This window comes from Mycobacterium sp. E2989, from assembly GCF_001667595.1.
Lineage (GTDB): Bacteria > Actinomycetota > Actinomycetes > Mycobacteriales > Mycobacteriaceae > Mycobacterium.
On record NZ_LZJX01000127.1, the window covers coordinates 44,794 to 70,351 of the forward strand.

Genomic DNA, 25,558 nt, shown 5'->3' on the forward strand with positions numbered 1-25,558 from the left:
GGAAAGGTTTAATTCGGCCAAAGGCGGGCTAATACCTATTGCGCTGTGATCGAGTTCACACGGGACACAATAGGTGGCATTATGCGCGCGCTGACACGCGTCGGAACATGTGCGGCGGCGATCACCGTGGTGATCACCCCGGCGGCGACGTTCGAAATCACCACGGCCGGGGCCGAGGGCGCCACCACGGTCGTCATGGACAACTACTTGCGGCGCTGCGATTTCAGCCGCGTGGCCGAGGCCCCCAAGGTGCCGAGCCCGATGCTCGGCACCGGTTCGGCGCTGATCCATACCTCCGGCTCACGAGCGGTCGCCGAGGTGCACCTGTACGACGAACCCGAGCCGGGCACCCACTTCGACGTCGGGCTCATCCAAATGCCGCGGCCGTCGTCGAGCACCTGCGGACCGGGTGATCCCGGCACCGCCTTCGCCGGGATGGACACCGACGGGTCGGGCAATGGAACGGCGGTCGTGCAAGACACCATTCGGCCCGGCACCACGGGCGTGTGGGTGATTATCGAGCGGGCCAACGGAAACTCGCAGAATCCGGCGGAGTTTTACACCTCCGAGTTCGTCGCGCCCGTCTAACTCCCGCCCCGGCAGCCAGTGCCTTAAGTCCCTATCTCGACGCCGCGGTCGAGTGCTCCGATAAAGGGGTCGCCGAATGACCGGCGTCGGATGAGAGGCACGGCAATGAACGCTCCACAACAGCCCACGACCCCGACACGCTTTTTGTGCCGCGTGCTCGGCCCCTTCCTCGTCGTCGTCGACGTGACGGCGGTGGCCCGCGCCTCCGACATGCAGTCGCTGCTGTCGCAGTTCGAGGCGAACTCGATGTGGACGTTTGTGACCGGCGCCTTCATCCTGCTGCTCGGCCTCACTATCGTTGCCGCGCACCAAAACTGGCGGGGGGCCGCGGCGATCATCGTTTCGCTGCTCGGCTGGCTGATCGTCCTGCGCGGGGTGCTGCTGGTCGCCTTTCCCAAATTCTTCGCCTCGGTGGCCAACGACATGATCGGCGCGCAAGGCTGGTGGATCGCGCTCTGCGTCGTCTTCGCCCTGGTCGGCCTGTACCTGACCTACGTCGGCTGGGCACCGGCGCCGAAACGGCCGACAACTCAAGGGGCGGCGGTCAACCCGGATCTGCCGCGAGCCGCGTGAGCGACCCGGGGCCGCCACCGCACCGGCCAACCGAACGCGCGGGCGAGGACGAACTCACCGGTGACATCGGCACCGCGGTACCCGCCGAGTTCGACGCCCCGGAAACCGCCGCGGAGGACGACCGGCCCACCCTGAGCCCGGGCACGGCGCTGCTCATCGTCAAGCGCGGGCCCAACACCGGCTCACGGTTCACCCTGACCCAACCCGTCATGTCCGCGGGCCGGCATCCGGAAAGCGACATCTACCTCGACGACATCACCGTCAGCCGCCGGCACGCCGAATTCCACAGCGCGGGTGGGCAATTCCGTATCATCGACGTGGGCAGCATGAATCACACCTATCTCAACCGGGAGCCCGTCGACGAGGCGGTGCTGGCCGACGGCGACGAAATCCAGATCGGCCGGGTGCGTCTGGTCTTCCTCACCAACGCGTAGCGTTTGTCCCATGAGCGACTACGCCGTAGAGGCGGTGGACAGGCTGCCGTTCTCCACCGAGGAGAAAGCCCAGCGCTACCGGACCGAGAACTACCGCGGGGCCGTCGGTCTCAACTGGTACCTCACCGACCCCACCCTGCAATTCACCATGGCGTACTACCTGCAGCCCGAGGAACTCGCGGTCGTGGAGCCGCACCTGGTGCGCATGGGCGAGCTGATGGGCGGCCCGGTCGCTCGATGGGCGGAAGAGACCGACCACAACCCGCCGCGGCTGGAGCGCTACGACCGGTGGGGACACGACATCAGCCAGGTCGTCATGCCGGCGTCCTTCACCCAGTCCAAGCGCGCGGTCCTGGACGCCCAGCAGGCCCTGCGCGACGACGCGCGCGCCGCCAAGGTGAGCTCGGGCCTGAGCCTGTTCGCGTCCAACTATCTGCTCAACCAGGCGGACATCGGGATGGGGTGCGCGCTGGGCACCGGCGGCGGCATGGTCTCCTCGCTGGTGGCCGCCTACGCGCCGCCCGACGTGCGGGAGCACGTGCTGGCCAAGTTCGCCTCGGGCGAGTGGGCCGGCGAGACCGCGCAGCTACTGACCGAGCGCACCGGCGGCTCGGACCTGGGCGCGCTGGAGACGACCGCCAAGCGCGCCGGCGACGCGTGGATCCTGAACGGCTTCAAGTGGTTTGCGTCCAACTGCGCCGGCGAGGCATTCGTCGTGCTGGCCAAGCCGGAGGGCGCCCCCGACTCGACGCGCGGCGTGGCCAACTTCCTGGTGCTGCGCACCCGCCGCGACGGGTCGCGCAACGGGGTGCGGGTGCGCCGCCTGAAGGACAAGCTCGGCACCCGCTCGGTGGCCTCCGGCGAGGTGGAATTCGTTGACGCCGAGGCGTTTCTGCTGTCCGGCGAGCCCACCGGTGAGGCGGGCCCGTCCGACGGCAAGGGGCTGGGTCGCATGATGGAGCTGACCAACGCCGCGCGCCTGGGCATCGCGCTGTTCGGCCTCGGCAACGCACGCCGAGCCTTGGTCGAGTCGCTGTGTTACGCCCGGCGGCGGCACGCGTTCGGCGGCGCGCTCATCGACAAGCCGCTGATGCGGCGCAAGCTCGCCGAGCTGATCGTCGACGTCGAAGCCGCACAGGCCATGGTCTTCGACGGCACCGGGGCCGCCAACCATCGCCAGCCCCGCGGCATGCGCCAGCGCATCGCGGTGCCGGTCACCAAGCTCAAGGCCTGCCGGCTCGGGATCACCGCGGCGTCCGATGCCATCGAAATCCACGGCGGCAATGGCTATATCGAGACCTGGCCGGTGGCCCGGCTGCTGCGCGACGCGCAGGTGAACACCATCTGGGAGGGGCCCGACAACATCCTGTGCCTGGACGTGCGGCGCGGCATCGAGCAGACCCGCGCCCACGAGGCCCTGTTGGCGCGGCTGCGCGACGCGGTGTCGGTCTCCGACGACGACGACACCACCCGGCTGATCGCCGGGCGCATCGAGGACCTGGACGCGGCCATCACGGCGTGGTCCAAACTTGACCGCGACATGGCCGAGGCGCGGCTGTTCCCGTTGGCCCAATTCATGGGCGACGTGTACGCGGGGGCGCTGCTCACCGAGCAGGCCGCCTGGGAGCGCGCCACCCGAGGCGGGGAGCGCAAGGCGCTGGTGGCCCGCCTCTATGCGCAGCGGTACCTCGCGGATCGGGGGGCGCTGCGCGGCATCGACGCCGACTCCGACGAGGCGCTGGAGCGGTTCGACGAACTCGTCGACGGCGCGTTCACGGGCTAGCGATCACTGGCCGCCGATCGTGTCGTGCGACAAACACCACCCGATCCACGGATTTGATATCGCACGCGATATCAAGTTTCACGGTCGGCGTATGGTCGGAGAGACGCTGCCGGTGTGACGAATGATGTTGCGCGGCAGCCGATCTAGACGAATCGGCCCGTGCTTTCGTGCCGTGCGGAACCACAACCGATTTCGGGATCGTGGTGGAACACCAGGAACCTCTTCAGACCATCGCGCTGCCATCCCAGAACAGGGGCAGACCGCTCCAGGTGCGGTTGTCGATGAAGTGCAGCATTGTTCGCGATGCCTGCATGAGTTCGTGGTCGTCTCCCAGCAGCCGCGCGCAATCGTCGATCAACCGCCGGGTCCGCTCGCCGGCCGCCTCGAATTCGTGCCCCTCCCAAAACCGCCAGGCCAGGAAATACCGCCACAGCAGGGTCTGGTAGGCGTCATTGCCCGCGGTTCGGGCGCTTCGGGACAGCGCTTTCTTCGCTGCCACAATGTTTTCCATCAACTCGGCGCGCTCGGAGCGCTGCTCGTCGGCATCCTCGGTCACCTTGTCGACCGTGTCTTCGTCGAGGTCTCCCGTGTCCAGCCAGCCCCGCCCCGGGGGCTGGTCGATGCCGCGCTCTTCCGATTCCATGTCGACGTACAAATGGAAGGCAAGATCGCGCACCTCGTCGAGGTCCTGCTCCCACTCGGCGCGCGCCGCTGTGCGTTGTTCGCGCGCAGCGACGCTCAGCGGATGGCCCTCGCCAAGGCCGCGGGCCAGGTCCTCGGCCAGTAGTTCCCACTCGGAGATGCAGTCCACTTCGGTACCCGCCGTTTTCGGCGCCCAAAGCGCACGCACGTAACGCGCCCGCAGGCTGGTTTCAGCGTCATGGCCGAGCGCGTTTTCGGCGGCCGTTATCAGTTCGTCGAGGCTTCTGCAAACGAAATCGGTGACGCCTGTGGCTTCCCCGAGCCACCCCAGCCGCGCCAATTGGGCAGCCAGCGTATCGGGATGATGCTTTCCCAGGACCTGGCGGCGGTACATGACGACGGGCACCGCGTCCGAGCTGGCGCCGAAAGGGTCGCCGAGATCGTAGCGGGCCTGCGCCGCCATGTAGGCCGCCGAAAGCGTCACCTCGTGCTCGACACCGAACGCGCGAGTTTCGGCACCGCACAACCGAACCCAGCGCACCAGCCGGCTTCCGGGATCCTCGTTCGGATACTCGACGTAGGCCACGACATGACTTGCGCGGAGCGTGTCGGGGTGCTCAGCGCCCAGCACGCGAGCCATGGTCGGAACCAGTTCGCGCAGTTGGTCGACCGCACCGACGTCAGCGAGGAGGAAACGCCACCGCGCCACCGCGCCGGCCACCACGAGCGTCTCCGGGTGTTCTGGTCCGAGCACATCGCGACGCATATCGAGTACTGCACCGGCGTCACGGACAGCACCCTCAGTGTCGCCGGCGGTCTGGCGCGCCTCGGCGAGCGCCAGCAGCGCGGCGACAGTCGATTCGTGTTGCGGACCCAGCGTGGCTTGCACCGACTGCCACTTCTGTACTGCTGCCGTGACCGGATCAACCTCGGCCGCTTGGTTTTCCGACATGCAGATCCCCTTGCCTGCCAGGCCGGTTCAACCGGAACGCTAGACCGGGATCAGCCCGTGCTTGCGCGCGGTGCGGAACCACAACTGCTTGTCCCGCAACAGCTTCAGCGACTTGCGCAGCAACAGCCGAGTCTCGTGCGGGTCGATCACCGCGTCGATGAAGCCGCGTTCGGCGGCGGTCCACGGGATGGCCATGTTGAGGTTGTAGCCCTCGATGAAGTCCTTCTTGATCTGCTGCGCCTCGGGCGTCGTCGGGTCGGGGAACCGCTTCATCAGCAGCTGCGCGGCCCCCTCGGCGCCGATCACCGCGATGCGCGCGGTGGGCCAGGCGAAGTTGAAGTCGGCGGTCAGCTGCCGGGACCCCATCACGGCGTAGGCGCCGCCGTAGGACTTGCGCACGGTGATCGTCACCTTCGGCACGTCGGCCTCGACCACGGAGTACAGGAAACGGCCGCCGCGCTTGATGATTCCGCGCTTCTCCTCTTCGGCGCCCGGCAGGAAGCCCGGGGTGTCCACCACGAAGACCAGCGGGATGTTGAACGAGTCGCAGAACCGGATGAACCGCGCCGCCTTGTCGGAGGCCTCGTTGTCGATCGCCCCCGACATGTGCATGGGCTGATTGGCGATCACCCCCACGGGGTGCCCGTCGACGCGCGCGTACCCGGTGATGATGGCCGGCCCGTGCTGCGCGGCGACGTCGAGGAAGTCGCCGTCGTCGAAGATGCGCAGCAGGATTTCATGCATGTCGTAGGCCGCGTTGTCGGAGTCCGGCACGATCGCGTCGAGCTCCAGGTCGGTCGGGGTGATCTCCGGCTCCAGGCCGGGGTTGACGATCGGCGGCTTGCCGAAGGTGCTCGACGGCAGGAACGAGAGGAAGTCGCGCACGTACTGGAACGCCTCGGCCTCGGAGTTCACCACCTGGTGGATGTTGCCGTAGCGGGCCTGCGCGTCGGAGCCGCCGAGCTCGTCGAGGGTGACCTCCTCGCCGGTGACCTCGCGGATGACGTCCGGGCCCGTGACGAAGAAGTAGCCCTGGTCTCGCACCGAGACGAGCAGGTCGTCCTGGATGGGCGAATACACCGCTCCCCCGGCGCATTTGCCGAAGATGAGGGAGATCTGCGGCACCAGACCCGACAGCGCCTCGTGCCGGCGGCCCAACTCGGCGTACCACGCCAGCGAGGTGACCGCGTCCTGGATCCGGGCCCCGCCGGAGTCCTGGATGCCGATGATCGGGCAGGCGACCATCGCGCACCACTCCATCAGCCGGGCGACCTTGCGGCCGAACATCTCGCCGACCGTGCCCTGGAAGACGGTCTGATCGTGGGAGAACACCCCGACCGGCCGGCCGTCGATCATGGCGTGCCCGGTGACGCACCCGTCGCCGTAGAGCGCGTTCGGGTCGTTCGGCGTCTTGGCCAACGCCCCGACTTCCATGAACGTGCCCGGGTCGACCAGCGCGTGGATGCGGGCGCGGGCGCTGGGGATGCCCTTCTTCTCGCGCTTGGCCGCGGCCTTCTCGCCGCCGGGCTCCATGGCCCGCTCCAGACGAACGTGTAGCTCGGCCAGCTTTTCGGCTGTCGTGTGAGCGCGAGAAGGTTCCGCACCGGTCACTACTTGCCCACCTCACTCGTCCGGCGGCGCCCCGCCTCGATGTTGTCCAACGCCTCGGTCAGGTGTGCACCCACCTTGGCGATGATCGGCTCGTCGATGGCCTGGATGTGCTCGCCACCGATCGGCACGACCTCGAGGTCGGCCACGTACTCGGCCCAGCCGCCGTCCGGCTGGCGGATGGCGTACCGAGGCTCGAACTCGATGACGTCGTCATGGTAGCGATCGGCCATGTAGAGCGTGACGTGGCCGTCGTAGGGCTCGATCTGGACCGTCTCGAGCGCCCGGTTGTCCAGGTACGAGGTTCGCTGGTGCTCGATGATCCCGCCGGGCACCTGCACGCCGCTCTGCTGGACGATCTCCAACACGAACTTCACCTGGCCTTCGTCGTCGAGCTCCTCGAGATGCTCGTACGGGATCGCGGGGATCTCGACGTTGAAGGTGCGCTCGGCGAACCGCGCGTAGCGGTCCCAGCGCTTGCGGGTCTCTTCCTTGGTCTGCGGGATCTCCTCGCCGGCCCGGACGGTGTCGATCATGCCGACGAACGCGACGTTCGCGCCCATCCGCTTGAGCCCGATCGCGCAGGCGTAGGCCAAGGCGCCACCGAGCGACCAGCCGACGAGGACGAACGGCTTGTCCCCGTTCATCTCCAGCAGCTTGGGAACGTACTGGGCGGCCCGTTCCTGCACGGTGCCCTCGACCCGCTCCAGGCCGTACATCGGGGTGTCCGACGGCAGCCGGTTGAGCAGCGGCTCGTACACCACCGTCGAACCGCCGGCCGGGTGGAACACGAACACCGGTATCTGCGAATCGTTTTGCGGCGCCCGGATGGTGCGGACGAAGCCGTCGATCACGCCGGCCTCCAGGTAGTCCCGCACCTTCTCGGCCAGCGCCTCGATGGTCTCCGACCCCTGCACGTCCTCGGCGGTGATCGTCCCCTCCGCGCGCTCGGAGAGGCGCTGGGCCATCTTGGCGGCCTGCTCGTCGTTGAGCTTGGGCAGCGGGTTGAAGATGCCGCCCGGCGACTTGCCTGTGACGATCGCCCACGTCGCAAAGGTGACCCGCTCGGCGGCGTCGCGTGGTGGCACGTCCGAGTTGAGCGCCTTGGCGACCGCCTCCTGGTTGAGCGCTTGGGCGGCGCCGGCCAGGTTGGGCTGCTTGCCGTTCGGGGTCGGGCCCGACGGGTCCGTCGGCGGCGGGGGGATCGGCATATCCGACGCCGGGGCCGGTGGCGCGGCCTGTGTTTCGGGCTCGGCCTGCGGATCGGGCGCGGTCGCCGCCAGGGTGGCCGGCGTCGCCCCACTCAACAGCTGCGCCTGCTCCTTGGCGATCTCCTCGGGCGTCAGCGTCTGCTGGTGCTCGTGCAGCTGCTCGACCTCGTCGCGGTGCTCGACCGCGTACTCGATCAGCTTCTCCACGGCGTAGAGGTTCGCGTCGCGCACCGCCGTCAGCTGGATCGGCGGCAGGTCGAAGTCGTACTCGACGCGGTTCTTGATGCGCACGGCCATCAGCGAGTCCAGACCCAGCTCGATCAGCGGCACCTCCCACGGCAGATCCTCGGGCTCGTAACCCATGGCCGCGCCGACGATCGTGCCGAGGCGGTCCGCGATGGTCTCCCCGGAGTCCGGCGACCACTTGCCCATGTCCGCCGAGAAGTACCGGTTGGTCAGGCTGTCGGTCAGGGTCTCGGCCTCCGGCTCGTCCCCGCTCGCCTCCGGCTCGGCCACCGCCCCGTTGGTCGGCGCCTCGATGACCGCGCCGGCGCCGACGGCGGCGGGCAGGGCGACGCCTTGTTGCCCGGAGCGCGCCACCAGCGCGTCGTAGACCAGCGTGAAGGACTCGTCGATGCGCGCGTGCACCTGGACCGACGCGCCGCCGGGGTGGCGGGTCAGCGTCGTCACCAGCCGGGCGCCCTCGCCCGGCACCGCACGCTGCTCGGCGGCGGCCAGCTGAGCGTCCGGAAGGACCGCTGCCGCAGCGGTTTTCACCAATGCCGCCAGGTCGGTCGCGCCGCGTGGCTTGTACTCCCACACGTGCCGGCCGTCCGGCAGCGCGACGTGGTTGCCGGGCATCATCACCGACGCGTCGCCGGAGAAGTGGGCGTCGAGCCAGTGTTCCTTGCGCTTGAAACGAGTCGGTGGGATGTTCGCGTAATCGGCCGGTCCGCTGGCTCGGCTGAACAGCGTCCAGATGTCGAGGTCGTGGCCGTGCACGTAGAGCTGGGCCATGGCCGAGATCATCGACTCGACGTCGTCCTGCTTTTTGGCGAGCGTCGGAATCAATTGGGCGTCATGAAGACCCGCGGCCGCGGTGGTCAGGCCGATCTGCATCAGCGCCACCGGGTTGGGCGCGAGCTCCAGGAAGGTGGTGTGGCCGCTGTCGACGGCGTTGCGAACACCGTGGGTGAAGTAAACCGAGTGACGCATTCCCTTGACCCAGTACGCGACATCGTGGATCGGCTCGCCGCCGGGCTTGATGTAGCTGCCCTCGTGCACGGTCGAGAAGATTCCGACGCTCGGGCTCATCGGCTCGATGCCCTGCAGCTCGGCGGAGAATTCGCCGAGCAGCGGGTCCATCTGCGATGTGTGCCCGGCGCCCTTGGTCTGCAGCTTGCGGGCGAAGCGGCCCTCGGCCTCGCAGCGGGCGACGATCGCGTCGATCTGCTCGGGCGGGCCGCCGATGACGGTCTGACTGGGCGCGGCGTAGACGCACACCTCCAGGCCGGGGAAGTCGCCGAACACGTTTTTCAGCTCGTCGGCGGAGTACTCGACGAGCGCCATCAGCCGGATGTACTCGCCGAACAGCATCGCCTCGCCCTCGCCCATCAGGTGTGAACGCGAGGCGATGACGCGCGCCGCGTCCGCCAGGGACAGGCCGCCGGAGAAGTAGGCCGACGCGGGCTCGCCGAGCGACTGACCAATCACCGCAGCGGGTTTGGCGCCGTGGTGCTTGAGCAGCTCACCCAGCGCAATCTGGATCGCGAAGATCACGACGTTGGAAGTCTCGATGCCGTACTCGTGCGAGTCGTCGAGGATCAGTTCGAGCACCGAGTATCCGCGCTCGTCCTGAATCAGCGCGTCGACCTTCTCGATCCACTCGGCGAAGACCTCGTTGCGCAGGTACAGGTTCTTGCCCATCTTGCGGTGCTGCGCACCGAATCCGGCCATCGCCCACACCGGGCCGTTGGTCACCGGGCCGTCGACGCTGAACACGCCCGGCCGCTGCTTGCCCTCGGCGACCGCGCGCAGGCCCTTGATGGCCTCCTCGTGGTCATGGGCCAGCACCACCGCGCGCGAACGGCCGTGGTTGCGGCGCGACAGCGCCCGCCCGATGGACTCCAGTGAGGAGGCCTGGCCTTCGGAGCTTTCCATCCAGTCGGCCAGCTCGGCGGCGGCGGCCTTCTTGCGCGAGGTCAGGAAGGCCGACACGGCGAGCGGGATCAGCGGCTTGGTCGGCTCCTCGGCCTCCCGGGCCGCGAGCTCTTCCAGCGCAATCTCTTTGAGCCGCAACGCCTCCTCGGTGACGCCCGGCAGCTCGTACTCTTCCTCGGGCGCCTCGGCGTCGGGGATGATGTTGCCGAAGTCGTCGAACCGCAGCGAGTGGCCTTCCATCGTTGGCGCGTCAGCGGTTTCAGAGGCTTTTTCGGCCTCGGCCTGCGGCTCGGGTTCCGGCGCCTCTTTCTCAACGACGTCGCGGGGCAGCACCTCGCGCACCACCAGGTGCGCGTTGGCCCCACCGAACCCGAAGCTGGACACCCCGGCCAGCGCGTAGCCGCCGTAGCGCGGCCAATCGGTCGCGGTGTCAACGACTTTCAGGCGCATCCCGTCGAAGTCGATGTACGGGCTGGGGCCGGCGAAGTTGATCGACGGCGGCAGCTTGTCGTGCTGCAGCGCCAGCACCACCTTGGCCAGGCTCGCGGCACCCGCGGCCGACTCCAGGTGGCCCACATTGGTTTTCACCGCACCCAGCAGCGCCGGGCGGTCGGCCGGACGTCCGCGGCCGACGACGCGGCCCAGAGCCTCGGCCTCGATCGGGTCGCCCAGGACGGTCCCGGTGCCGTGCGCCTCGATGTAGTCGACGGTGCGCGGGTCGATGCCCGCGTCCTTGTAGGCCCGGCGCAGCACGTCGGCCTGCGCGTCCTGGTTGGGCGCGATCAGGCCGTTGGACCGGCCGTCGTGGTTGACCGCGCTGCCGGCGATCACGGCGAGAATCTGGTCGCCGTCGCGGCGGGCGTCGTCGACCCGCTTGAGCACCAGCATGCCGCCGCCCTCGGAGCGGGTGTAGCCGTCGGCGTCCGAGGAGAACGACTTGATCCGGCCGTCGGGCGACAGCACCTGGCCGATCTCGTCGAAACCGAGCGTCACCACCGGGGTGACCAACGCGTTGACGCCACCGGCGACCGCCACGTCGCACTCGCCGTTGCGCAGCGCCTGCACCGCCTGATGGGCGGCCACCAGCGAGCTCGAGCAGGCGGTGTCGACGGCGACCGACGGGCCGCGGAAGTCGTAGAAGTAGGACACCCGGTTGGCGATGATCGACGTCGCCGTGCCGGTGATCGCGTACGGGTGCGCGACGGTCGGGTCGGACACCGCCAGGAAGCTGTAGTCGTTGTTGGAGACGCCGACGTACACGCCGACCGATCCGCCGCGCAGGCTCGACGCCGGAATGCGGGCGTGCTCGAGCGCCTCCCAGGTCAGCTCGAGGGCCATCCGCTGCTGCGGGTCGATGTTGTCGGCCTCGGTCTTGGCGACCGCGAAGAACTCGGAGTCGAAGCCCTTGATGTCCTTCAGGTAGCCGCCGCGGGTGCGGGCGTTGGCCAGCCGCTCGGCCAGCCGCGGCTCCTCGAGGAACTCAGACCAGCGGCCCTCGGGCAGGTCGGTGATGGCGTCGCGACCCTCCATCAGCGCCTGCCACGTCTCCTCGGGAGAGTTCATGTCGCCGGGGAGCCGGGTGGACAGGCCGACGATCGCGATGTCGACGCGTTCGGCCGGGCCGTTGCGCGTCCAGTCGGCGACGTCGTCACCGCTGGTGTCGATCTCGGGCTCGCCCTCGATGATGCGGGTGGCCAGCGACTCGATGGTCGGATGCTGGAAGGCCACCGCGACCGACAGGGTGACACCGGTCATGTCTTCGATGTCGGCGGCCATCGCCACGGCGTCGCGGGACGACAGGCCGAGCTCGACCATCGGCACCGACTCGTCGATGTCGTCCGGCGACCTCCCGACGGCCTTGCCCACCCAGTTGCGCAGCCACTCGCGCATCTCGGGGACCGTCATTTTGCGCCGCTCCTCCTCATCGCTCCGCTCTGCATCGTCGCCGGCGCGCATTTCGGTCTTCTTGGCGGGCAGATTCTCCTGCGGGTCCTGGGGATCGTCTAATTCAGCCATGGTTCCTGGGTTCAGTCGTTAGCGCCGGCGAAGGCCGTCGGCGATCCGACGCCGCTACGCAGGCTGCCGTCGAGGTAGGCGGCGCGGCACGCGCGGCGCCCGATCTTGCCGCTGGAGGTACGCGGGATCGTTCCCGCCTGCACCAGCAGCAGGTCGCGGATGGTCACCCCGTGGCGGACGGCGATGGCCGCCCGGATCTCGTCCGCGATCGGCTGGTAGTCGAGCTTGTGCGTGCCGGGAGCGCGCTCGGCCACGATCACCAGCTGCTCGGAGCTGTCCTCGGGGTCGTACTTGAGGCCGGTGTGCGGGTTGTCGAACACCACCTGCGGAAGCTGGTTAGCCGGGACCGAGAACGCGGCCACGTAGCCGGTGCGCAGGGCGCGGCTGGCCTCCTGCGCCGAGTACTCGAGGTCCTGCGGGTAGTGGTTGCGGCCGTCGATGATGACGAGGTCCTTGATCCGGCCCGCGATGTAGAGGTGGCCCTTGTGGTAGGTGCCGTAGTCGCCGGTCCGCACCCACATGCCGTCGTCCGGGGCGCCCTCGGCGTGCGACTGGCTGATGCGCGACTTGAGCAGGTTGCGGAAAGTCTCGGTGGTCTCGTCTTCCCTGCCCCAGTAGCCGGTGCCCATGTTGTTGCCGTGCAGCCAGATCTCGCCGATCTGCCCGTCCGGCAGCTCGCTGGCGGTGTCGGGGTCGACGATGACGGCCCACTCGTCGACGCCGATGATGCCGGCGGAAACCTGCGCGACGGCCGTGGGCGCATCGGGGGCGACCTCGACGAAGCGCTGCTTGTTCAGCTCGTCGCGGTCGACGTGGATGACCGTGGGCGCCTCGTCCATGGGCGTGGTGGAAACGAACAGGGTGGCCTCGGCCAGGCCGTAGGACGGCTTGATCGCGGTCTCGCGCAGGCCGTACGGCTTGAACGCCTCGTAGAACTTGCGCATCGACGCCGGGGACACCGGCTCGCTGCCGTTGAGGATCGCCTTGACGTTGCTCAGGTCCAGCGGTGGCTCGCCGTCCTTGGGCACGCCGCGCACCGCGGCGTGCTCGAACGCGAAGTTCGGGGCGACGGTGACGACCTCACAGTTCGGGGCGTCTTCGGGCTTGCGCGCCATCTCCCGAATCCAGCGGCCGGGCCGGCGCACGAACGCGGCCGGGGTCATGAACGTGAAGTTGTAGCCGAGCACCGGCGACAGCAGCGCCGTGATCAGGCCCATGTCGTGGAAGAACGGCAGCCAGGACAGGCCCCGGTCGCCCTCCTTGCCCTCGAGACCGTTGAGCACCTGCAGCACGTTGGTGGGCAGGTTCAGATGGGTGATCTGCACGCCGGTCGGGGTGCGGGTGGAGCCGGAGGTGTACTGCAGGTAGGCGATGGTGTTCTCGTCGGCCTCGGGCTCGACCCAGGTGGACGCCACCTCGTCGGGCACCGCGTCGACGGCGATCACGCGGGGCCGTTCCTTGGCCGAGCGCGCGCGGATGAATTTGCGGACGCCTTCCGCGGCCTCGGTGGTGGTCAGGATGGTCGACGGCGTGCAGTCGTCGAGCACCGCGTGCAGCCGGCCCACGTGGCCCGGCTCGTTCGGGTCGAACAGCGGCACCGCGATCCGGCCGGCGTACAGCGCGCCGAAGAAGGCAATGAGGTAGTCCAGGTTCTGCGGGCACAGGATGGCGATGCGGTCACCCGGCTGGGTGACCTGCTGCAGCCGGGCGCCCACCGCCCTGTTGCGGGCGCTGAAGTCGCGCCACACGATGTCGCGGTACACCCCGTCGCGCTCGGTGGAGTAGTCGATGAAACGGTAGGACAGCTTGTCGCCGCGAACCCTCGCCCATTTCTCAACGTGCTTGACCAGGTTGGTGTTATCCGGGAACCTGATCTTTCCATTCACGATGAACGGGTTGTGGTACGGCATTCCGCTCTCCTGTCACGCCTGTTTAAGTCGGCGCCACGCCGACTTTCGTCCTATGGTCGGCGACGCCGACGGTTTCCCATCTCGACCGCGGGCCAGTCCTCGCGCGGCGCCACGGGCGCCGGCCTCCTGCTCATCCCAGGCCGGCTTCAACCAGGACCGGGTCCGCGACAAAGTCTCTAGCTCTTAAATTCCTCTTAATGTTAAGGGGCGGCCCGCAGCACACCAAATCACAAGGTACCGCTGATCTGCACCGGCAACGGGCTCCAAACCGCTGTGTCCCGCGGCCGGTCATCCATGTTTGGGGTGCGGCGCGTTGGTGATCAGTCCTTGCACCCAGTTCAGCGTCCAATCCGTCGCGGGCTGCCCGTCCAGGTTCCAGAACTGGGTCGTCGCGTACAACGCGTGAATGGGCTGGCCGGCCCCGCCGGCCAGGGTGTTGAGCGTGTTGGGCAGGTTGGCCACGCTGAACGCCTCGTCGGGGGCGGCGCAGATCAGGTCGCCCGGCGCGCAGATCTCGTTGGTCTTGTCGTTGAGCGCGCCGAATCCGCCCGGCCGCGCCCCGGTCATGGTCAGGCCCAGCCCGGACAGCACCGGCACCTCGTGCAGGGTGACCTCGGCGCCCTGCCCTGGCGGGTTGGGCCCGATGTCCTTGCCCACGTCGGGCTGGCGGCGGCCGTCCGCGATCAACGTCACACCCAGAACCAGGTCGTCATCGACCGGCCCGCGGCCGTTGCCGATATCGCTGGCGATGTCACCGGCGATCACCGCGCCCTGGGAGAAGCCCATCAGCACGTAGCTCGTCAGCGGGCACTTGGCGTTCATGTCCGTCATCGCCTGGACCGTCGCGCGGGTGCCCTCGGCGCGGCTTTCGTTGTACGACATCTGGGTGTCACCGCTGAGCGGGTTGTGGAACTGCGCGGTGTAGGGGGTGGTGTACACCTGCACCCGCGACGCGGGGAACTGCTGGGTGATCGACGCGGTCACCTTGTGCAGCAACGCGTTGGGGAACTGCATCGGGTTGAGCGGATCGTCCTGCGGGGCCGATTCCCAGGTGCCGGGGACGTTGACCAACTGGACGTCCGGGCACGACGCGTCCTGCGAGGCGGGCCGCGGCTTGTGCGGATGGGTGGTCGTGGACGGCGACGGCAGCACGCCGGGCGGCACCGCGCTGGGCGGCGATTCGCGGCCACGCAGCATGACGACCACGAGCACGATGACCAACAACACGACGCCCGCCATCGCCAGGGCGGCGGTCCAGGCGAGGGCTCGGTGGCGCTTGCGCCGGGCGTCGGTAGCCATGTTCTCCTGCTAACAGAGTCGGTGGATCGCAGCGAAATGGTCCTCCGACCCCCGCCGCACCCCCTACACGGTACCGGCTCGCAGGAGCGGGTCAGCCGGGCAGCGACCCGCTACCGATTGGGCGATCGCCGCTACCGAATGGCGCCGACGATGTCCCCCGACATCGCGCCCAACTGCCCCGACCACGAGCCCCAGCCGTTGTCGCCGCCGCCGGGGAAGTCGAAGTGACCGTTGTGCCCGCCGTTGCTGCGGTACTGCTGGTAGAACTCGCGGGAGCTGCCCATGGCCGCGCCGGCCTGGCCGATCATCGCGGCGTCGTCGCCGCCCATGTTGGTCGGGCTGTAGACCCACACGCGGGTGTTGTTCTGCGCCAGCAGCGAGGCGTGGACGTAGGGGTCGTGCCACTTCCACCGGCCCAGCTGGGGTGCGCCCCACATGCCGTTGCCGTCGACGCCGCCGAACTGCTGCAGCCCGGCCAGGATGGCGCCGTTGTAGTTGGTGCTCGACGGGTACAGGAAGCCCGACAGCGAGCCGGCAAAACCGAAGCGGTCGGGGTGGAACGCGGCGAGCGCCATCGCGCCGTAGCCGCCCTGCGAGGCGCCGACGGCGGCGTGGCCACCGGGCGCCAGGCCCTTGTTGGCGGCCAGCCAGTTCGGCAGCTCGCTGGACAGGAACGTGTCCCACTGCTTGCTGCCGTCCTGCTCCCAGTTGGTGTACATGCTCCAGGCCCCGCCCGCGGGCGCCACCACCGAGATTCCCTTGCCGCCCAGCGTGTTCATCGCATTGCCCGCGGTGACCCAGTTGCTGACGTCCGGGGCCGCGTTGAAGGCGTCCAGCAGATAGACCGCGTGCGGTCCGCCCGCCAGGAAGGCCACCGGGATGTCGCGGCCCATCGCCGCCGACGGCACCATCAGGCTCTCGTACCCCGCCGCCCTGGCCTTGCCGGCCGGTCCGCCCGTCACGACGACGCCGATCAAGCCGACCGCCAGCGCGGCCACGCAGACCGCCCGAAGAAGCGCCGACATACCCCGCACGACCCTCATGTCCACCCTCCATCGTCTAGTCGCTGTCTGCACATTAGCCAGCGCCGTAGTTCCCCCGCCCGCGGGGTAGTGAAACAAATCACACACCAAAACCACTGGCGGCGGAAACCCCGAGGGGTTCCCGCCGCCAGTCGCGTGATCTTTAGGGCTTAGGTGCCCTGGCCGTTGGTGCCGTTTCCGGCGGCCGCAGCGGCCGTGGCCGGCCCGGCGCCCGGGGTGGCACCCAGCGCCGACTGCAGGTCAGGCTTCATCGCCTGCAGCTGCGCGCCCCAGTAGGGCCAGTCGTGGGTGCCGTTGGCGTCGAAGTTCCACACCGCGTTGTTGCCACCGGCGGCCTTGTACGCGTCCTGGAACTTCAGGTTGGAGGTCCGCACGAAGCCCTCGAGGAACTTGGCGGGCAGGTTGTCGCCACCGAGGTCGGACGGCTTGCCGTTACCGCAGTACACCCAGATCCGGGTGTTGTTGGCGACGAGCTTGCTGACCTGCAGCGACGGGTCGTTTCGCGCCCAGGCCGGGTCGCTCGACGGGCCCCACATGTCGTCCTTCTTGTAGCCACCGGCGTCACCCATGGCGAGGCCGATCAGCGACGGGCCCATGCCCTGCGACGGGTCCAGCAGCGCCGACAGCGAGCCGGCGTAAACGAACTGGTTCGGGTGGTACGCGGCGAGGATCAGCGCCGACGACCCGGCCATCGACAGACCGACGGCGGCGTTGTTGGTCGACTTGACCTGCTTCTGCGCGGACAGGTACGCCGGCAGCTCGCTGGTCAGGAAGGTCTCCCACTTGTAGGTGGTGCAGCCGGCCTTACCGCAGGCGGGCTTGTACCAGTCGGAGTAGAAGCTGGACTGACCACCGACGGGCATGACGACCGAAATGCCGGACTGGTTGTACCACTCGAACGCCGGGGTGTTGATGTCCCAGCCGTTGAAGTCGTCCTGCGCGCGCATTCCGTCGAGCAGGTACAGCGCGGGCGAGTTGGCGCCACCGCTTTGGAACTGCACCTTGATATCGCGGCCCATCGCCGCGGAAGGAACCTGCAGGTATTCCACCGGCAGACCGGGGCGCGAGAAGGCACCAGCGGTCGCCGAGCCCCCCACGGCGCCAATCAGGCCCGAGAGCAGCGCCGCGCCTGCGGCCGCCACCACGAGCCGCCGCGGCATGCCGGCCACGGCGCCGCGAAACCTGTCGACAAGCGTCATCCTTGCTTCCTCATCCTTCTTCGGCGCGCCCGTCATCCGGGACGCGTCATGTGTGGGTCGTACTGCATACGATCTCCGCGCAGCAGTGCCCGTGTAGTCAACCACACCTTGAACCGTCGAGTCGCATCGAGGCGGGCCCGCAGAGCGCAATTCGGCCCCCGTGACCCGGCGTGTTCAAGGCGAAACCACGACGGCGTAAACGGCGTTTCCGCATGTGCTTGCGCACTATGGCCAGCAGGTTGAGCCCGAAATGTGATGTTGCTGGGAATTTTTCATTCGGCACGGTTCGTAACGATTTTGAGATCGGCCGAAAATTCTTCTGCGCGGGCCTTACTCGCGTGGTGGAGGTGGCGCCTCGGCGGGCACCGGCAGCCCGCATCTGGCGAGCTCGTAGCGCGGCACGCGGTCGATCCGGTACGTGGTGAATTCATAGGAATGCAGCAGGTTGGACAGGAACCGGTGCGGCGTCATGGGTGCGCGCACCGAACTCAGCACGGCCTGCGTCTCGGGGCATTTCAGGGCCGCTACCGCCTCCGCGACCCATTGCTCGTCCAGATAACCCGGAACACCGGGATGCACCTTCACCCACGGGCCGTCGGCGATCACCCAATCGGGGAAGAGGTTCTTGTCGTGCCCGATGCGGCCGTGCTGCAGCCGTTCCGTGTGCTGCGCAAGCGGATTCGCCAACCCGATCTGGTCGATCACCCGGACGTCGAGGCCGACGTTCATGCCCACCATGCCGAGGTTGGTGAAAAACACTGCGTGCTGGGGCTTTTGGGGGGCGCTACCCGGTGGCGGCTGGGCCATCGGCACCAGGTCCCACTGGATGTAATTGCCCGACGGCAGCAGTAAGGCCCCCTCCGGGGTGTTGTCCAGCGCGGTCAGGATGGCCGCCATCCGCGGATAGCCCAGGTAGTCGGCCGCGGTCAGCGGATGCGCGTGGCCGGTGGCCTGGGCGTAGAAGCGCCGCTCGTCGACGATTCCGGAGTAGGTGACGTGGGTGGCGTCGTCGCCCATCCCCGGCGAGTTCGCCGCCCACAGCGACCAGCCGGCCAGACCCAGCCACAGCGCGCTCGCCGCCCCGGCCACCCAGTACCCCGTCTCCCGCGAGTAGTCCTGGCCGTCCGGAATGGCCACCGGGATGACGGCGACCGGGGCCAGCAAACAGAACAGCGGTGCCAGCAGCACCCGTCCGTGCATGAAGTCGCCGCCTTGGCGGATCCAGTAGAGCGCCTGGATCAGACCGCTCACCAGGACGAAGGCCACCACCGCCGGGGGGCTCTGGACGGCCCGGGCCAGCCGCCCGTAGTCGGGGGCCAACGCGGGACGCAGGAACGAGGGCCGGCGGCGCGCGGCCAGCAGCAGCACGCCGAGCGGCACCAGGAGCACCACCGGCACCCATACCGCGTAGGGCGCGTCGAAGTTGGCCAGGTAGATCATGCCCTGCGACCACTTGTCGCCGGCCGCATCCTTGGCCAGGGCGGTCCCGGGGACCAGCAGGCCGTAGTAACCCATCCGGAAGATCTCGTAACCGACGGGCAGCAATCCGCCGGCGACCACGATCAGCGCCCGACGGCGCCAGCCGCGCGCGGCGACCAGCATCATGATCAGCGCCAGCCCACCCATCAGCGCCAGATCGGGCCGGACCAGGACGCTGAATCCGGCGACGAACGCCAGCGCGCCGACGAAGATCGGGCGATCGGGGCGGTTGCGCACCGGCTGCGCCCAGCAGACCATCATCCACCACAGCAAACCGAGATAGGCCAGCACCAGCCCGCTCTCCAGACCGGAGGTGGCGAAGTCACGAGCCGGCGGCAGCGCGACGTAGACCAGCGCGCCGGCCGGCAGCATCAGGGCCCTGCGGCCGCGCAGGCTGGGCGCGTACAACCGGGCGGCCCCCAGCATCAGCAGCGCCACGCCCAGGACCGAAAGCGTCAAAGCCAGCGCCAGCGCCACGTATTCCATCCGCATCGGACCGCCCACCCAGGCCCCGGCGTACATCAGGTAGGTCCAGGCGGTCGACGTGTTGGCCTCCACCCGCTCGCCCTGGTTGAACACCGGCCCGTTGCCGGCGAGCAGGTTGCGCACGGTGCGCAATACGATGAGCCCGTCGTCGGCGATCCAGCGGCGCTGCCAAGCGCCCCAACCGAACAGGACGACGACCACCACCACGCTGACCCACAGGCTGACCCGCACCATCGGGGTGTAGGGGAATACCGGCCAACCCAACCGCCTGATGACCGGCCGGCTGCGCATCATCCGCGCTTTGAGGGCCTGCAGTTCGGGGCTAGCCGAAGGCAACGGCGGCTCCAACTGTCGCGATCCACGTCACCGCCAGCAGCTGCAACACCCGATCCCGCAACGCGATGTCCTCGGGCTCGCCGGCCAGCCCGCCATCCACGTCGACCGCGTAGCGCAGGATCGCGATGGTGAACGGCACCATGGAGACCACAAACCAGCCCGCCGCGCCGTGTTCCCGGTCGAAGGCCCACAGCCCGTAGCAGACCACCAGCGCCGTGGCCGACAGCGTCCAGACGAACCGCAGGTAGGTGCTCGTGTAGTTCTCCAGGGCCTTGCGGATCTTGGCCCCCGTGCGCTCGGCCAGTTGCAGCTCGGCGTACCGCTTGCCGGCCACCATGAACAGCGACCCGAACGCCATCACCAACAGGAACCACTGGGTGAGGCGGATGTCGGTGGCCGCGCCGCCCGCGATGGCCCGCAGCAGATACGCCGAGGACACGATGCAAATGTCCATCACCGCTTGGTGTTTCAGGCCGTAGCAGTAACCCAGTTGCATCGCGAGGTAGACGGCCATCACCAGCGCCAGGTTGGGGGTGATCCACCAGCCGATCGCCAGCGAGGCGACGCCGAGCACCACCGCCAGGGCGTAGGCCAGCCACTCCGGCACCACACCCGCGGCGATCGGGCGGAACCTCTTGGTCGGGTGCTCGCGGTCGGCCTCGACGTCGCGCACGTCGTTGATCAGGTAGATCGACGACGCCGCCAGGCAGAACGCGACGAACGCGCCCAAGGCCGGGTAGGCCTTGTCCAGCACGTCGTGCAAGTGGTAGCGCACCGGCCCGCCCAGCGCGGCCAGCGGCGCGGCCAGGACCAGCACGTTCTTCACCCACTGCCGCGGGCGGATCGCCTTGACGACCCCGAGCACCACGTTGCCCGACGGCCCGGTCACCACGTCCTCACTCATTCGCCCACACCTTCCCCGCCCGGCCCTGCAGCCGAACCGCGATTCGCGCGACGGTCGCGCCCAGGGCGATGCCGCACGCCACGTCGCTGGGATAGTGCACGCCCAGCAGCATCCGCGACAACGCCATCGGGGGAACCAGCAGGGCCGGCAGCGGCAGACCGGTGATCCGGCCCATCAGGATGGCCGCGGCGGTGGTCGAGGTGGCGTGCGCCGACGGGAAACTGAGCTGGCTGGGCGTGCCGACGTTGACCACGACGGCCGGATCGTGCGGGCGCTTGCGCCGCACCACCCGCTTGACCACCACGGCGGCGGCGTGCGCGGCGAACGCGCCGGCCCCGGCCACCAGCCAATCCCAGCGCCGCTTCGGCATCAGCAGGGCGCCGACCGCCGCCACGGCCAACCACCCGATGCTGTGCTCGCCGAAGTGGGACAGGCCGCGCGCCACGTTCAGCACGCCGGGGCGGTCGGCGAGTGCGGATTGCACCGCCACCAGGGCGGCCACCTCACCGCGCGGGGGGACCGATTCAGGCATGCTCTCGCTCGGCGTGCGCGGGCAGCAGCGCCGTCTCCCACTTCTGCTTGCTGGACAGCACCGGCAACGCGTCCCGATAGATCTTGCGCATCTCGTCGAACCGGCTCGCCAGCCGGCGCTGCCGGCGCAGCGAGGCGAACAGCAGCTGGAACATCTTGCGCCGATCGCGTTGCCGGTAGACCACCCCGCACCCGTCGGCCGTCGTCACGGTGACGCCGTCGACCGTGCACAGCCGGAACCAGCGGGCGTCCTGGGTGGGCACGTTGTACTGCGGACGCCGGTGGGCTTCGGGGTCGGCCTTGGTCGCGTTGTGCGCGATGCCGCGGGCCAGCCGGTAACCGATCGACACCGGGTTCACCGGCGGCTTCATCGCCTTGGTCTTGTTCGACGGCGTCGGCAGCTCGCTGGCCGCCGGCAGCACGACCGCGTCCGGGTATTCCTTGCGCAGCCGGTGCACCTCGGGCAGCGCGGATTCCAGGATCGAGAAGATGTGCTCGGGGCCGGCCAGGAAGTCGTCGATGGCCCGGTTCTGGATCGCCACGGTCGAATATTCAAGGCAAGCAAGGTGTTTCAGCGTGGCCTTGAGATGGCTGCGGACCAGTCCGGTGATGTCACCGTCCCAATGCATGGCGGCGACCACCAACCGGTTGCGCAGATGGAAGTACGCCTGCCAGTCGATGGCGTCATCCTTATCGCTCCAGGCCATGTGCCAGATCGCCGCGCCGGGCAGCGTGACGGTCGGATACCCATGCTCACCGGCGCGCAGACCGTATTCGGCGTCGTCCCATTTGATGAACAGCGGCAGCGGCTGGCCCAGTTCCTCGGCGACCTGCCGCGGGATCATGCACGTCCACCAGCCGTTGAAGTCGACGTCGATCCGTCGGTGCAGCAGCGCGCTGCGAGAGCTCTTGTCGTTCAACGGAAATTCCGCGAAATCGTGGTCGTACTCGGCGTGCGGCGCGGCGGTCCACATGAAGTTGGACTGGTTGACCACCTCGCCCATGATGTGCAGGTGCGACGGCTCCTGCAGGTTGAGCATCTGGCCGCCGATCAGCATCGGCTTCTTGGCGAAGCGGTGCAACGCCAGCACCCGCAGGATCGAGTCGGGCTCGATGCGGATGTCGTCGTCCATGAACAGAATCTGTTGGCAGTCCGTGTTTTTCAGTGCCTCGTACATCACGCGGCTGTAGCCGCCGGAACCGCCGAGGTTGGGCTGATTGTGGATGGACAGCCGGTTACCCAGGCCCGCGGCCGCCGCCGCGAAGTCCGGGTGATCGCGCACCTTGCGGACACCCTGGTCCGGGACGATCACCGCACCGATCACCTCGTCCACCAACGGATCCGCGGTGAGGTCGGCCAGGGCGTTGACGCAGTCGGCCGGCCGGTTGAACGTGGGGATCCCCACCGCGATGTTGGCCGTGCCGGGAGCGGGCTCGGTCGCATACCAGCCGCCGCTGACCAAGTTGACCGCGGTGTCGGTGGTGATGTCGAACCAGATCCAGCCGCCGTCCTCGAACGGTTTTAGCGGCACCTCGATCTCGACGATCGCCGGCTGCTCGTCGGTGCCGACGAACTGGCGGCCCTCCACCGAGATTCGCACCCCGGTGGCCTTGGTCCGGTACACGTCGACGCGGCCGGTTCCGGTCAGCTCGACCCGCAACACCACCGACGCGCAGATCGACCAGCGGCGCCAGTAGCTGGCCGGGAACGCGTTGAAGTAGGTGGCGAACGACACCTCGGACTCTTTGCCGATCTCCAGCGACGTGCGGCTGGTCGCGTGCGCGCGCCGGGCGTTGGTGGTCGACTCCTCCAGGTACAGCTTGCGCACGTCGAGGGGCTCCCCCGGCCGCGGCAGGATGATCCTGGAAAGCAGGCTTACAGCGGTCATCCCCCCGCGCCTTCCTCCACTAGGGCTTTGCCGTCGCGCAGGTGCGGCGCGATGGTGTTGTCGTACATGTTCAGTGCGCTGGCGATCGCCATGTGCATGTCCAGGTATTGATAGGTGCCCAGCCGGCCGCCGAAAAGCACTTTGGACGAAGCGGTTTCGGCCTTCGCGCGCGCCCGGTACGCGGCCAGCAGGGCCCGGTCGGCTTCGGTGTTGATCGGATAGTAGGGCTCGTCGTCGTCCTCGGCGAACCGGGAAAACTCGCGCATGATCACCGTCTTGTCGGTCGGGTAATCGCGCTCGGGGTGGAAGTGGCGGAACTCGTGGATGCGGGTGTAGGGGACGTCGAGATCGTTGTAGTTCATCACCGACGTGCCCTGGAAGTCGCCGCGATCGGTCAGCACCTCGACCTCGAAATCCAGTGTGCGCCAGCCCAACCGGCCTTCGGCGTAATCGAAGTAGCGGTCCAGCGGGCCGGTGTAGACGACCGGCGCGTCGGGACTGTCGGCGCGCAACTGGTCGCGGACGTCGAACCAGTCGGTGTCCAGCCTGACCTCGATGCGGTCGTCTGCGGCCATGTTCTGCAGCCACGCCGTGTAGCCGTCGACCGGGAGGCCCTCGTAGGTGTCGCTGAAGTACCGGTTGTCGAAGGTGTAGCGCACCGGCAGCCGGGTGATGTTGGCGGCGGGCAGTTCCTTGGGATCGGTCTGCCATTGCTTGGCGGTGTAGCCCTTGACGAACGCCTCGTACAACGGTCGCCCGATGAGCGAGATCGCCTTCTCCTCGAGGTTCTGCGCGTCCTCGGTCTTGATCTCACCGGCCTGCTCGGCGATCAGCCGGCGCGCTTCGTCCGGGGTGAAGTACTTGCCGAAGAACTGTGACACCAGGCCCAGCCCCATCGGGAACTGATAGGCCTGCCCGTTGTGCATCGCGAACACCCGGTGCCGGTAGTCGGTGAAGTCGGTGAACTGCCGCACGTAGTCCCAGACCCTCTTATTGGAGGTGTGGAACAGGTGCGCGCCGTACTTATGGACCTCGATGCCCGTCTGCGGCTCGGCTTCGGAATAGGCGTTGCCGCCGATGTGGGGGCGACGTTCCACGACGAGCACGCGCTTCCCGAGTTGGGTAGCCACGCGCTCGGCAATGGTCAGGCCGAAGAATCCGGAGCCGACGACGAGGAGGTCGAAACGAGCGGTCATCGGTTGCTTAGGGTATCCGACCGCGTGGGCCTAACCCATTTGGCGAGGCCACGGAGTCCGCGATCGGCCGATTGACGAGGAGCGCGGGCGCCTCAGCCCGGCGATCACGGTCGGGGTCGCAATTACCTCACGATTCAATATCACCACTCTAGTCACAACAATCTCACTCGTACCATCGATTCTGTGTGGATCTCGCCGGGTGGAGCCGGCGGGCCACACCGACACAACACAGTTGACGATTGAGTTGTCCAGATTGAGGAGACTTCCGTGCCGAACCGACGCCGACGCAAGCTTTCGACAGCCATGAGCGCGGTCGCCGCCCTGGCAGTGGCGAGTCCTTGCGCGTATTTCCTTGTCTACGAATCGACGACCGGCAGCAAGCCGCCCGAGCACCACGACTTCAAGCAGGCGGCCGTGATGAGCGACCTGCCGGGCGAGCTGATGGGCGCGCTGTCGCAGGGGTTGTCGCAGTTCGGCATCAACCTGCCCCCGGTGCCCGCGCTGGGCGGGGGTGCGACCAGCACCCCGGGCCTGACCAGCCCCGGCCTGGGCACTCCGGGCCTCGGGACGCCCGGGCTCACCAGCCCGGGCCTGGCCAGCCCCGGTTTGACCAGCCCAGGCTTGACCAGTCCCGGTTTGACCAGCCCCGCGTTGACCAGCCCGAGCCTGACCAGCCCCGGCGCTGCCAGCCCCGGCTTGACGACCCCGGGCCTGGCGCCCACGACGCCGGGGCTCACCGCCCCCGGCGCGTTGCCGACCACCCCGGGTGCCGGAGTGGCGACCCCGGGCGCGGGGCTCAACCCGGCGCTTTCCAACCCCGGGCTGACCAGCCCGGCTGGCGTCGCGCCCGGAGTGGGCAGTCCGACGGCCGCCGGTGAGGTGCCGATCACGGCCCCGGCCGCGTTGGACCCGGGCGCCGACGGGACCTACCCGATCCTCGGTGACCCGTCGTCCTTCGGCAACGCCTCGCCGATCGGCGGCGGCACGGGCCTCGGCACCGGTGGCGGCGGGAGCTCGAGCGGCGGCAGCGGCGGTCTGGTCAACGACGTCATGCAGGCCGCCAACCAGTTGGGCGCCGGTCAGGCCATCGACCTGCTCAAGGGCTTGGTGATGCCGGCGATCACGCAGGGACTGCACGGCGGCGCGGGCGCGCTGCCGGGCGCCGCCGGTGTGCTGCCGGGCGCGGCGGGTGCTCTGCCGGGTGCAGCGGGCGCCTTGCCCGCGGCCGCGGGGGCGTTGCCGGCCGCCGCGGGCGCTGCCGGGGCGTTGCCGGCCGCCGCGGGTGCGGCGCCGGTCCTGCCTCCCGTCTAGACCTTCGG

General features: G+C 68.6%; 17 protein-coding genes. 5 read left to right on the forward strand and 12 right to left on the reverse strand.

The window, feature by feature from the left end; all coding sequences use genetic code 11:
• Window positions 1-81 precede the first annotated feature (81 nt).
• The 4 genes from A5680_RS23485 (at window position 82) to A5680_RS23500 (ending at window position 3,378) form a co-directional block, all read left to right on the forward strand.
• Window positions 82-588, forward strand: coding sequence for a hypothetical protein (locus A5680_RS23485; RefSeq protein ID WP_067823775.1), 507 nt, complete (start codon window positions 82-84; stop codon window positions 586-588).
• A gap of 105 nt (window positions 589-693) precedes the next feature.
• The gene (locus A5680_RS23490) at window positions 694-1,161 is read left to right on the forward strand and encodes a hypothetical protein (protein ID WP_067823778.1); all 468 of its coding nucleotides are present in this window, start codon (window positions 694-696) and stop codon (window positions 1,159-1,161) included.
• Entirely contained in the window at window positions 1,158-1,595 is a 438-nt protein-coding gene (locus tag A5680_RS23495) for an FHA domain-containing protein (RefSeq protein WP_067823781.1), read from the forward strand. Before A5680_RS23490 ends, A5680_RS23495 begins: the two co-directional genes overlap by 4 nt.
• Window positions 1,596-1,605: 10 nt before the next feature.
• Complete coding sequence (locus A5680_RS23500; protein ID WP_067823784.1) at window positions 1,606-3,378, forward strand: acyl-CoA dehydrogenase family protein; 1,773 nt, start codon at window positions 1,606-1,608, stop codon at window positions 3,376-3,378.
• 223 nt (window positions 3,379-3,601) lie between these two features.
• Here A5680_RS23500 and A5680_RS23505 read toward each other — a convergent pair whose 3' ends face one another.
• The 12 genes from A5680_RS23505 to glf form a co-directional block, all read right to left on the reverse strand.
• Window positions 3,602-4,972, reverse strand: coding sequence for a tetratricopeptide repeat protein (locus tag A5680_RS23505; protein ID WP_082970476.1), 1,371 nt, complete (start codon window positions 4,970-4,972; stop codon window positions 3,602-3,604).
• Window positions 4,973-5,011: 39 nt separating this feature from the next.
• Complete coding sequence (locus tag A5680_RS23510; RefSeq protein WP_231633838.1) at window positions 5,012-6,505, reverse strand: acyl-CoA carboxylase subunit beta; 1,494 nt, start codon at window positions 6,503-6,505, stop codon at window positions 5,012-5,014.
• 77 nt (window positions 6,506-6,582) lie between these two features.
• A complete protein-coding gene (gene pks13, locus A5680_RS23515) occupies window positions 6,583-11,907 on the reverse strand; it encodes a polyketide synthase Pks13 (protein ID WP_067823850.1) in 5,325 nt (1,774 codons plus the stop codon).
• Window positions 11,908-11,978: 71 nt separating this feature from the next.
• Window positions 11,979-13,877 (reverse strand): long-chain-fatty-acid--AMP ligase FadD32, encoded by a 1,899-nt coding sequence (gene fadD32, locus A5680_RS23520; RefSeq protein WP_055403906.1) that lies wholly within the window; start codon window positions 13,875-13,877, stop codon window positions 11,979-11,981.
• Window positions 13,878-14,165: 288 nt separating this feature from the next.
• On the reverse strand, window positions 14,166-15,176 hold the full coding sequence (locus A5680_RS23525; RefSeq protein ID WP_055403907.1) for a cutinase family protein: 1,011 nt from the start codon (window positions 15,174-15,176) through the stop codon (window positions 14,166-14,168).
• Between the two features lie 131 nt (window positions 15,177-15,307).
• Complete coding sequence (locus A5680_RS23530; protein WP_067823852.1) at window positions 15,308-16,210, reverse strand: esterase family protein; 903 nt, start codon at window positions 16,208-16,210, stop codon at window positions 15,308-15,310.
• 158 nt (window positions 16,211-16,368) lie between these two features.
• Window positions 16,369-17,418, reverse strand: coding sequence for an esterase family protein (locus A5680_RS23535; RefSeq protein ID WP_055403908.1), 1,050 nt, complete (start codon window positions 17,416-17,418; stop codon window positions 16,369-16,371).
• 330 nt (window positions 17,419-17,748) lie between these two features.
• Entirely contained in the window at window positions 17,749-19,719 is a 1,971-nt protein-coding gene (gene aftB, locus A5680_RS23540; protein WP_304442371.1) for a terminal beta-(1->2)-arabinofuranosyltransferase, read from the reverse strand.
• On the reverse strand, window positions 19,706-20,623 hold the full coding sequence (locus A5680_RS23545) for a decaprenyl-phosphate phosphoribosyltransferase (protein WP_067823793.1): 918 nt from the start codon (window positions 20,621-20,623) through the stop codon (window positions 19,706-19,708). The genes aftB and A5680_RS23545 overlap by 14 nt, the downstream gene beginning before the upstream one ends.
• On the reverse strand, window positions 20,616-21,155 hold the full coding sequence (locus A5680_RS23550; protein WP_067823795.1) for a phosphatase PAP2 family protein: 540 nt from the start codon (window positions 21,153-21,155) through the stop codon (window positions 20,616-20,618). Before A5680_RS23550 ends, A5680_RS23545 begins: the two co-directional genes overlap by 8 nt.
• The gene (locus A5680_RS23555) at window positions 21,148-23,043 is read right to left on the reverse strand and encodes a glycosyltransferase (protein ID WP_067823798.1); all 1,896 of its coding nucleotides are present in this window, start codon (window positions 23,041-23,043) and stop codon (window positions 21,148-21,150) included. Before A5680_RS23555 ends, A5680_RS23550 begins: the two co-directional genes overlap by 8 nt.
• The gene (gene glf, locus A5680_RS23560) at window positions 23,040-24,239 is read right to left on the reverse strand and encodes a UDP-galactopyranose mutase (RefSeq protein WP_055403913.1); all 1,200 of its coding nucleotides are present in this window, start codon (window positions 24,237-24,239) and stop codon (window positions 23,040-23,042) included. Before glf ends, A5680_RS23555 begins: the two co-directional genes overlap by 4 nt.
• A gap of 267 nt (window positions 24,240-24,506) precedes the next feature.
• Between glf and A5680_RS23565 the strand changes: the two genes are divergently transcribed.
• A complete protein-coding gene (locus A5680_RS23565; RefSeq protein ID WP_197499837.1) occupies window positions 24,507-25,550 on the forward strand; it encodes a PirG in 1,044 nt (347 codons plus the stop codon).
• Window positions 25,551-25,558: the final 8 nt, after the last annotated feature.

What these genes read in the sequence shown, in the direction of transcription:
- A5680_RS23485 (WP_067823775.1), top strand. Translation starts at nt 82, where the DNA reads ATGCGCGCGCTGACACGCGTCGGAACATGTGCGGCGGCGATCACCGTG.
- A5680_RS23490 (WP_067823778.1), top strand. Translation starts at nt 694, where the DNA reads ATGAACGCTCCACAACAGCCCACGACCCCGACACGCTTTTTGTGCCGC.
- A5680_RS23500 (WP_067823784.1), top strand. Translation starts at nt 1,606, where the DNA reads ATGAGCGACTACGCCGTAGAGGCGGTGGACAGGCTGCCGTTCTCCACC.
- A5680_RS23505 (WP_082970476.1), bottom strand. Translation starts at nt 4,972, where the DNA reads ATGTCGGAAAACCAAGCGGCCGAGGTTGATCCGGTCACGGCAGCAGTA.
- A5680_RS23510 (WP_231633838.1), bottom strand. Translation starts at nt 6,505, where the DNA reads ATGGAGCCCGGCGGCGAGAAGGCCGCGGCCAAGCGCGAGAAGAAGGGC.
- pks13 (WP_067823850.1), bottom strand. Translation starts at nt 11,907, where the DNA reads ATGCGCGCCGGCGACGATGCAGAGCGGAGCGATGAGGAGGAGCGGCGC.
- fadD32 (WP_055403906.1), bottom strand. Translation starts at nt 13,877, where the DNA reads ATGCCGTACCACAACCCGTTCATCGTGAATGGAAAGATCAGGTTCCCG.
- A5680_RS23525 (WP_055403907.1), bottom strand. Translation starts at nt 15,176, where the DNA reads ATGGCTACCGACGCCCGGCGCAAGCGCCACCGAGCCCTCGCCTGGACC.
- A5680_RS23535 (WP_055403908.1), bottom strand. Translation starts at nt 17,418, where the DNA reads ATGACGCTTGTCGACAGGTTTCGCGGCGCCGTGGCCGGCATGCCGCGG.
- A5680_RS23545 (WP_067823793.1), bottom strand. Translation starts at nt 20,623, where the DNA reads ATGAGTGAGGACGTGGTGACCGGGCCGTCGGGCAACGTGGTGCTCGGG.
- A5680_RS23550 (WP_067823795.1), bottom strand. Translation starts at nt 21,155, where the DNA reads ATGCCTGAATCGGTCCCCCCGCGCGGTGAGGTGGCCGCCCTGGTGGCG.
- A5680_RS23555 (WP_067823798.1), bottom strand. Translation starts at nt 23,043, where the DNA reads ATGACCGCTGTAAGCCTGCTTTCCAGGATCATCCTGCCGCGGCCGGGG.
- glf (WP_055403913.1), bottom strand. Translation starts at nt 24,239, where the DNA reads ATGACCGCTCGTTTCGACCTCCTCGTCGTCGGCTCCGGATTCTTCGGC.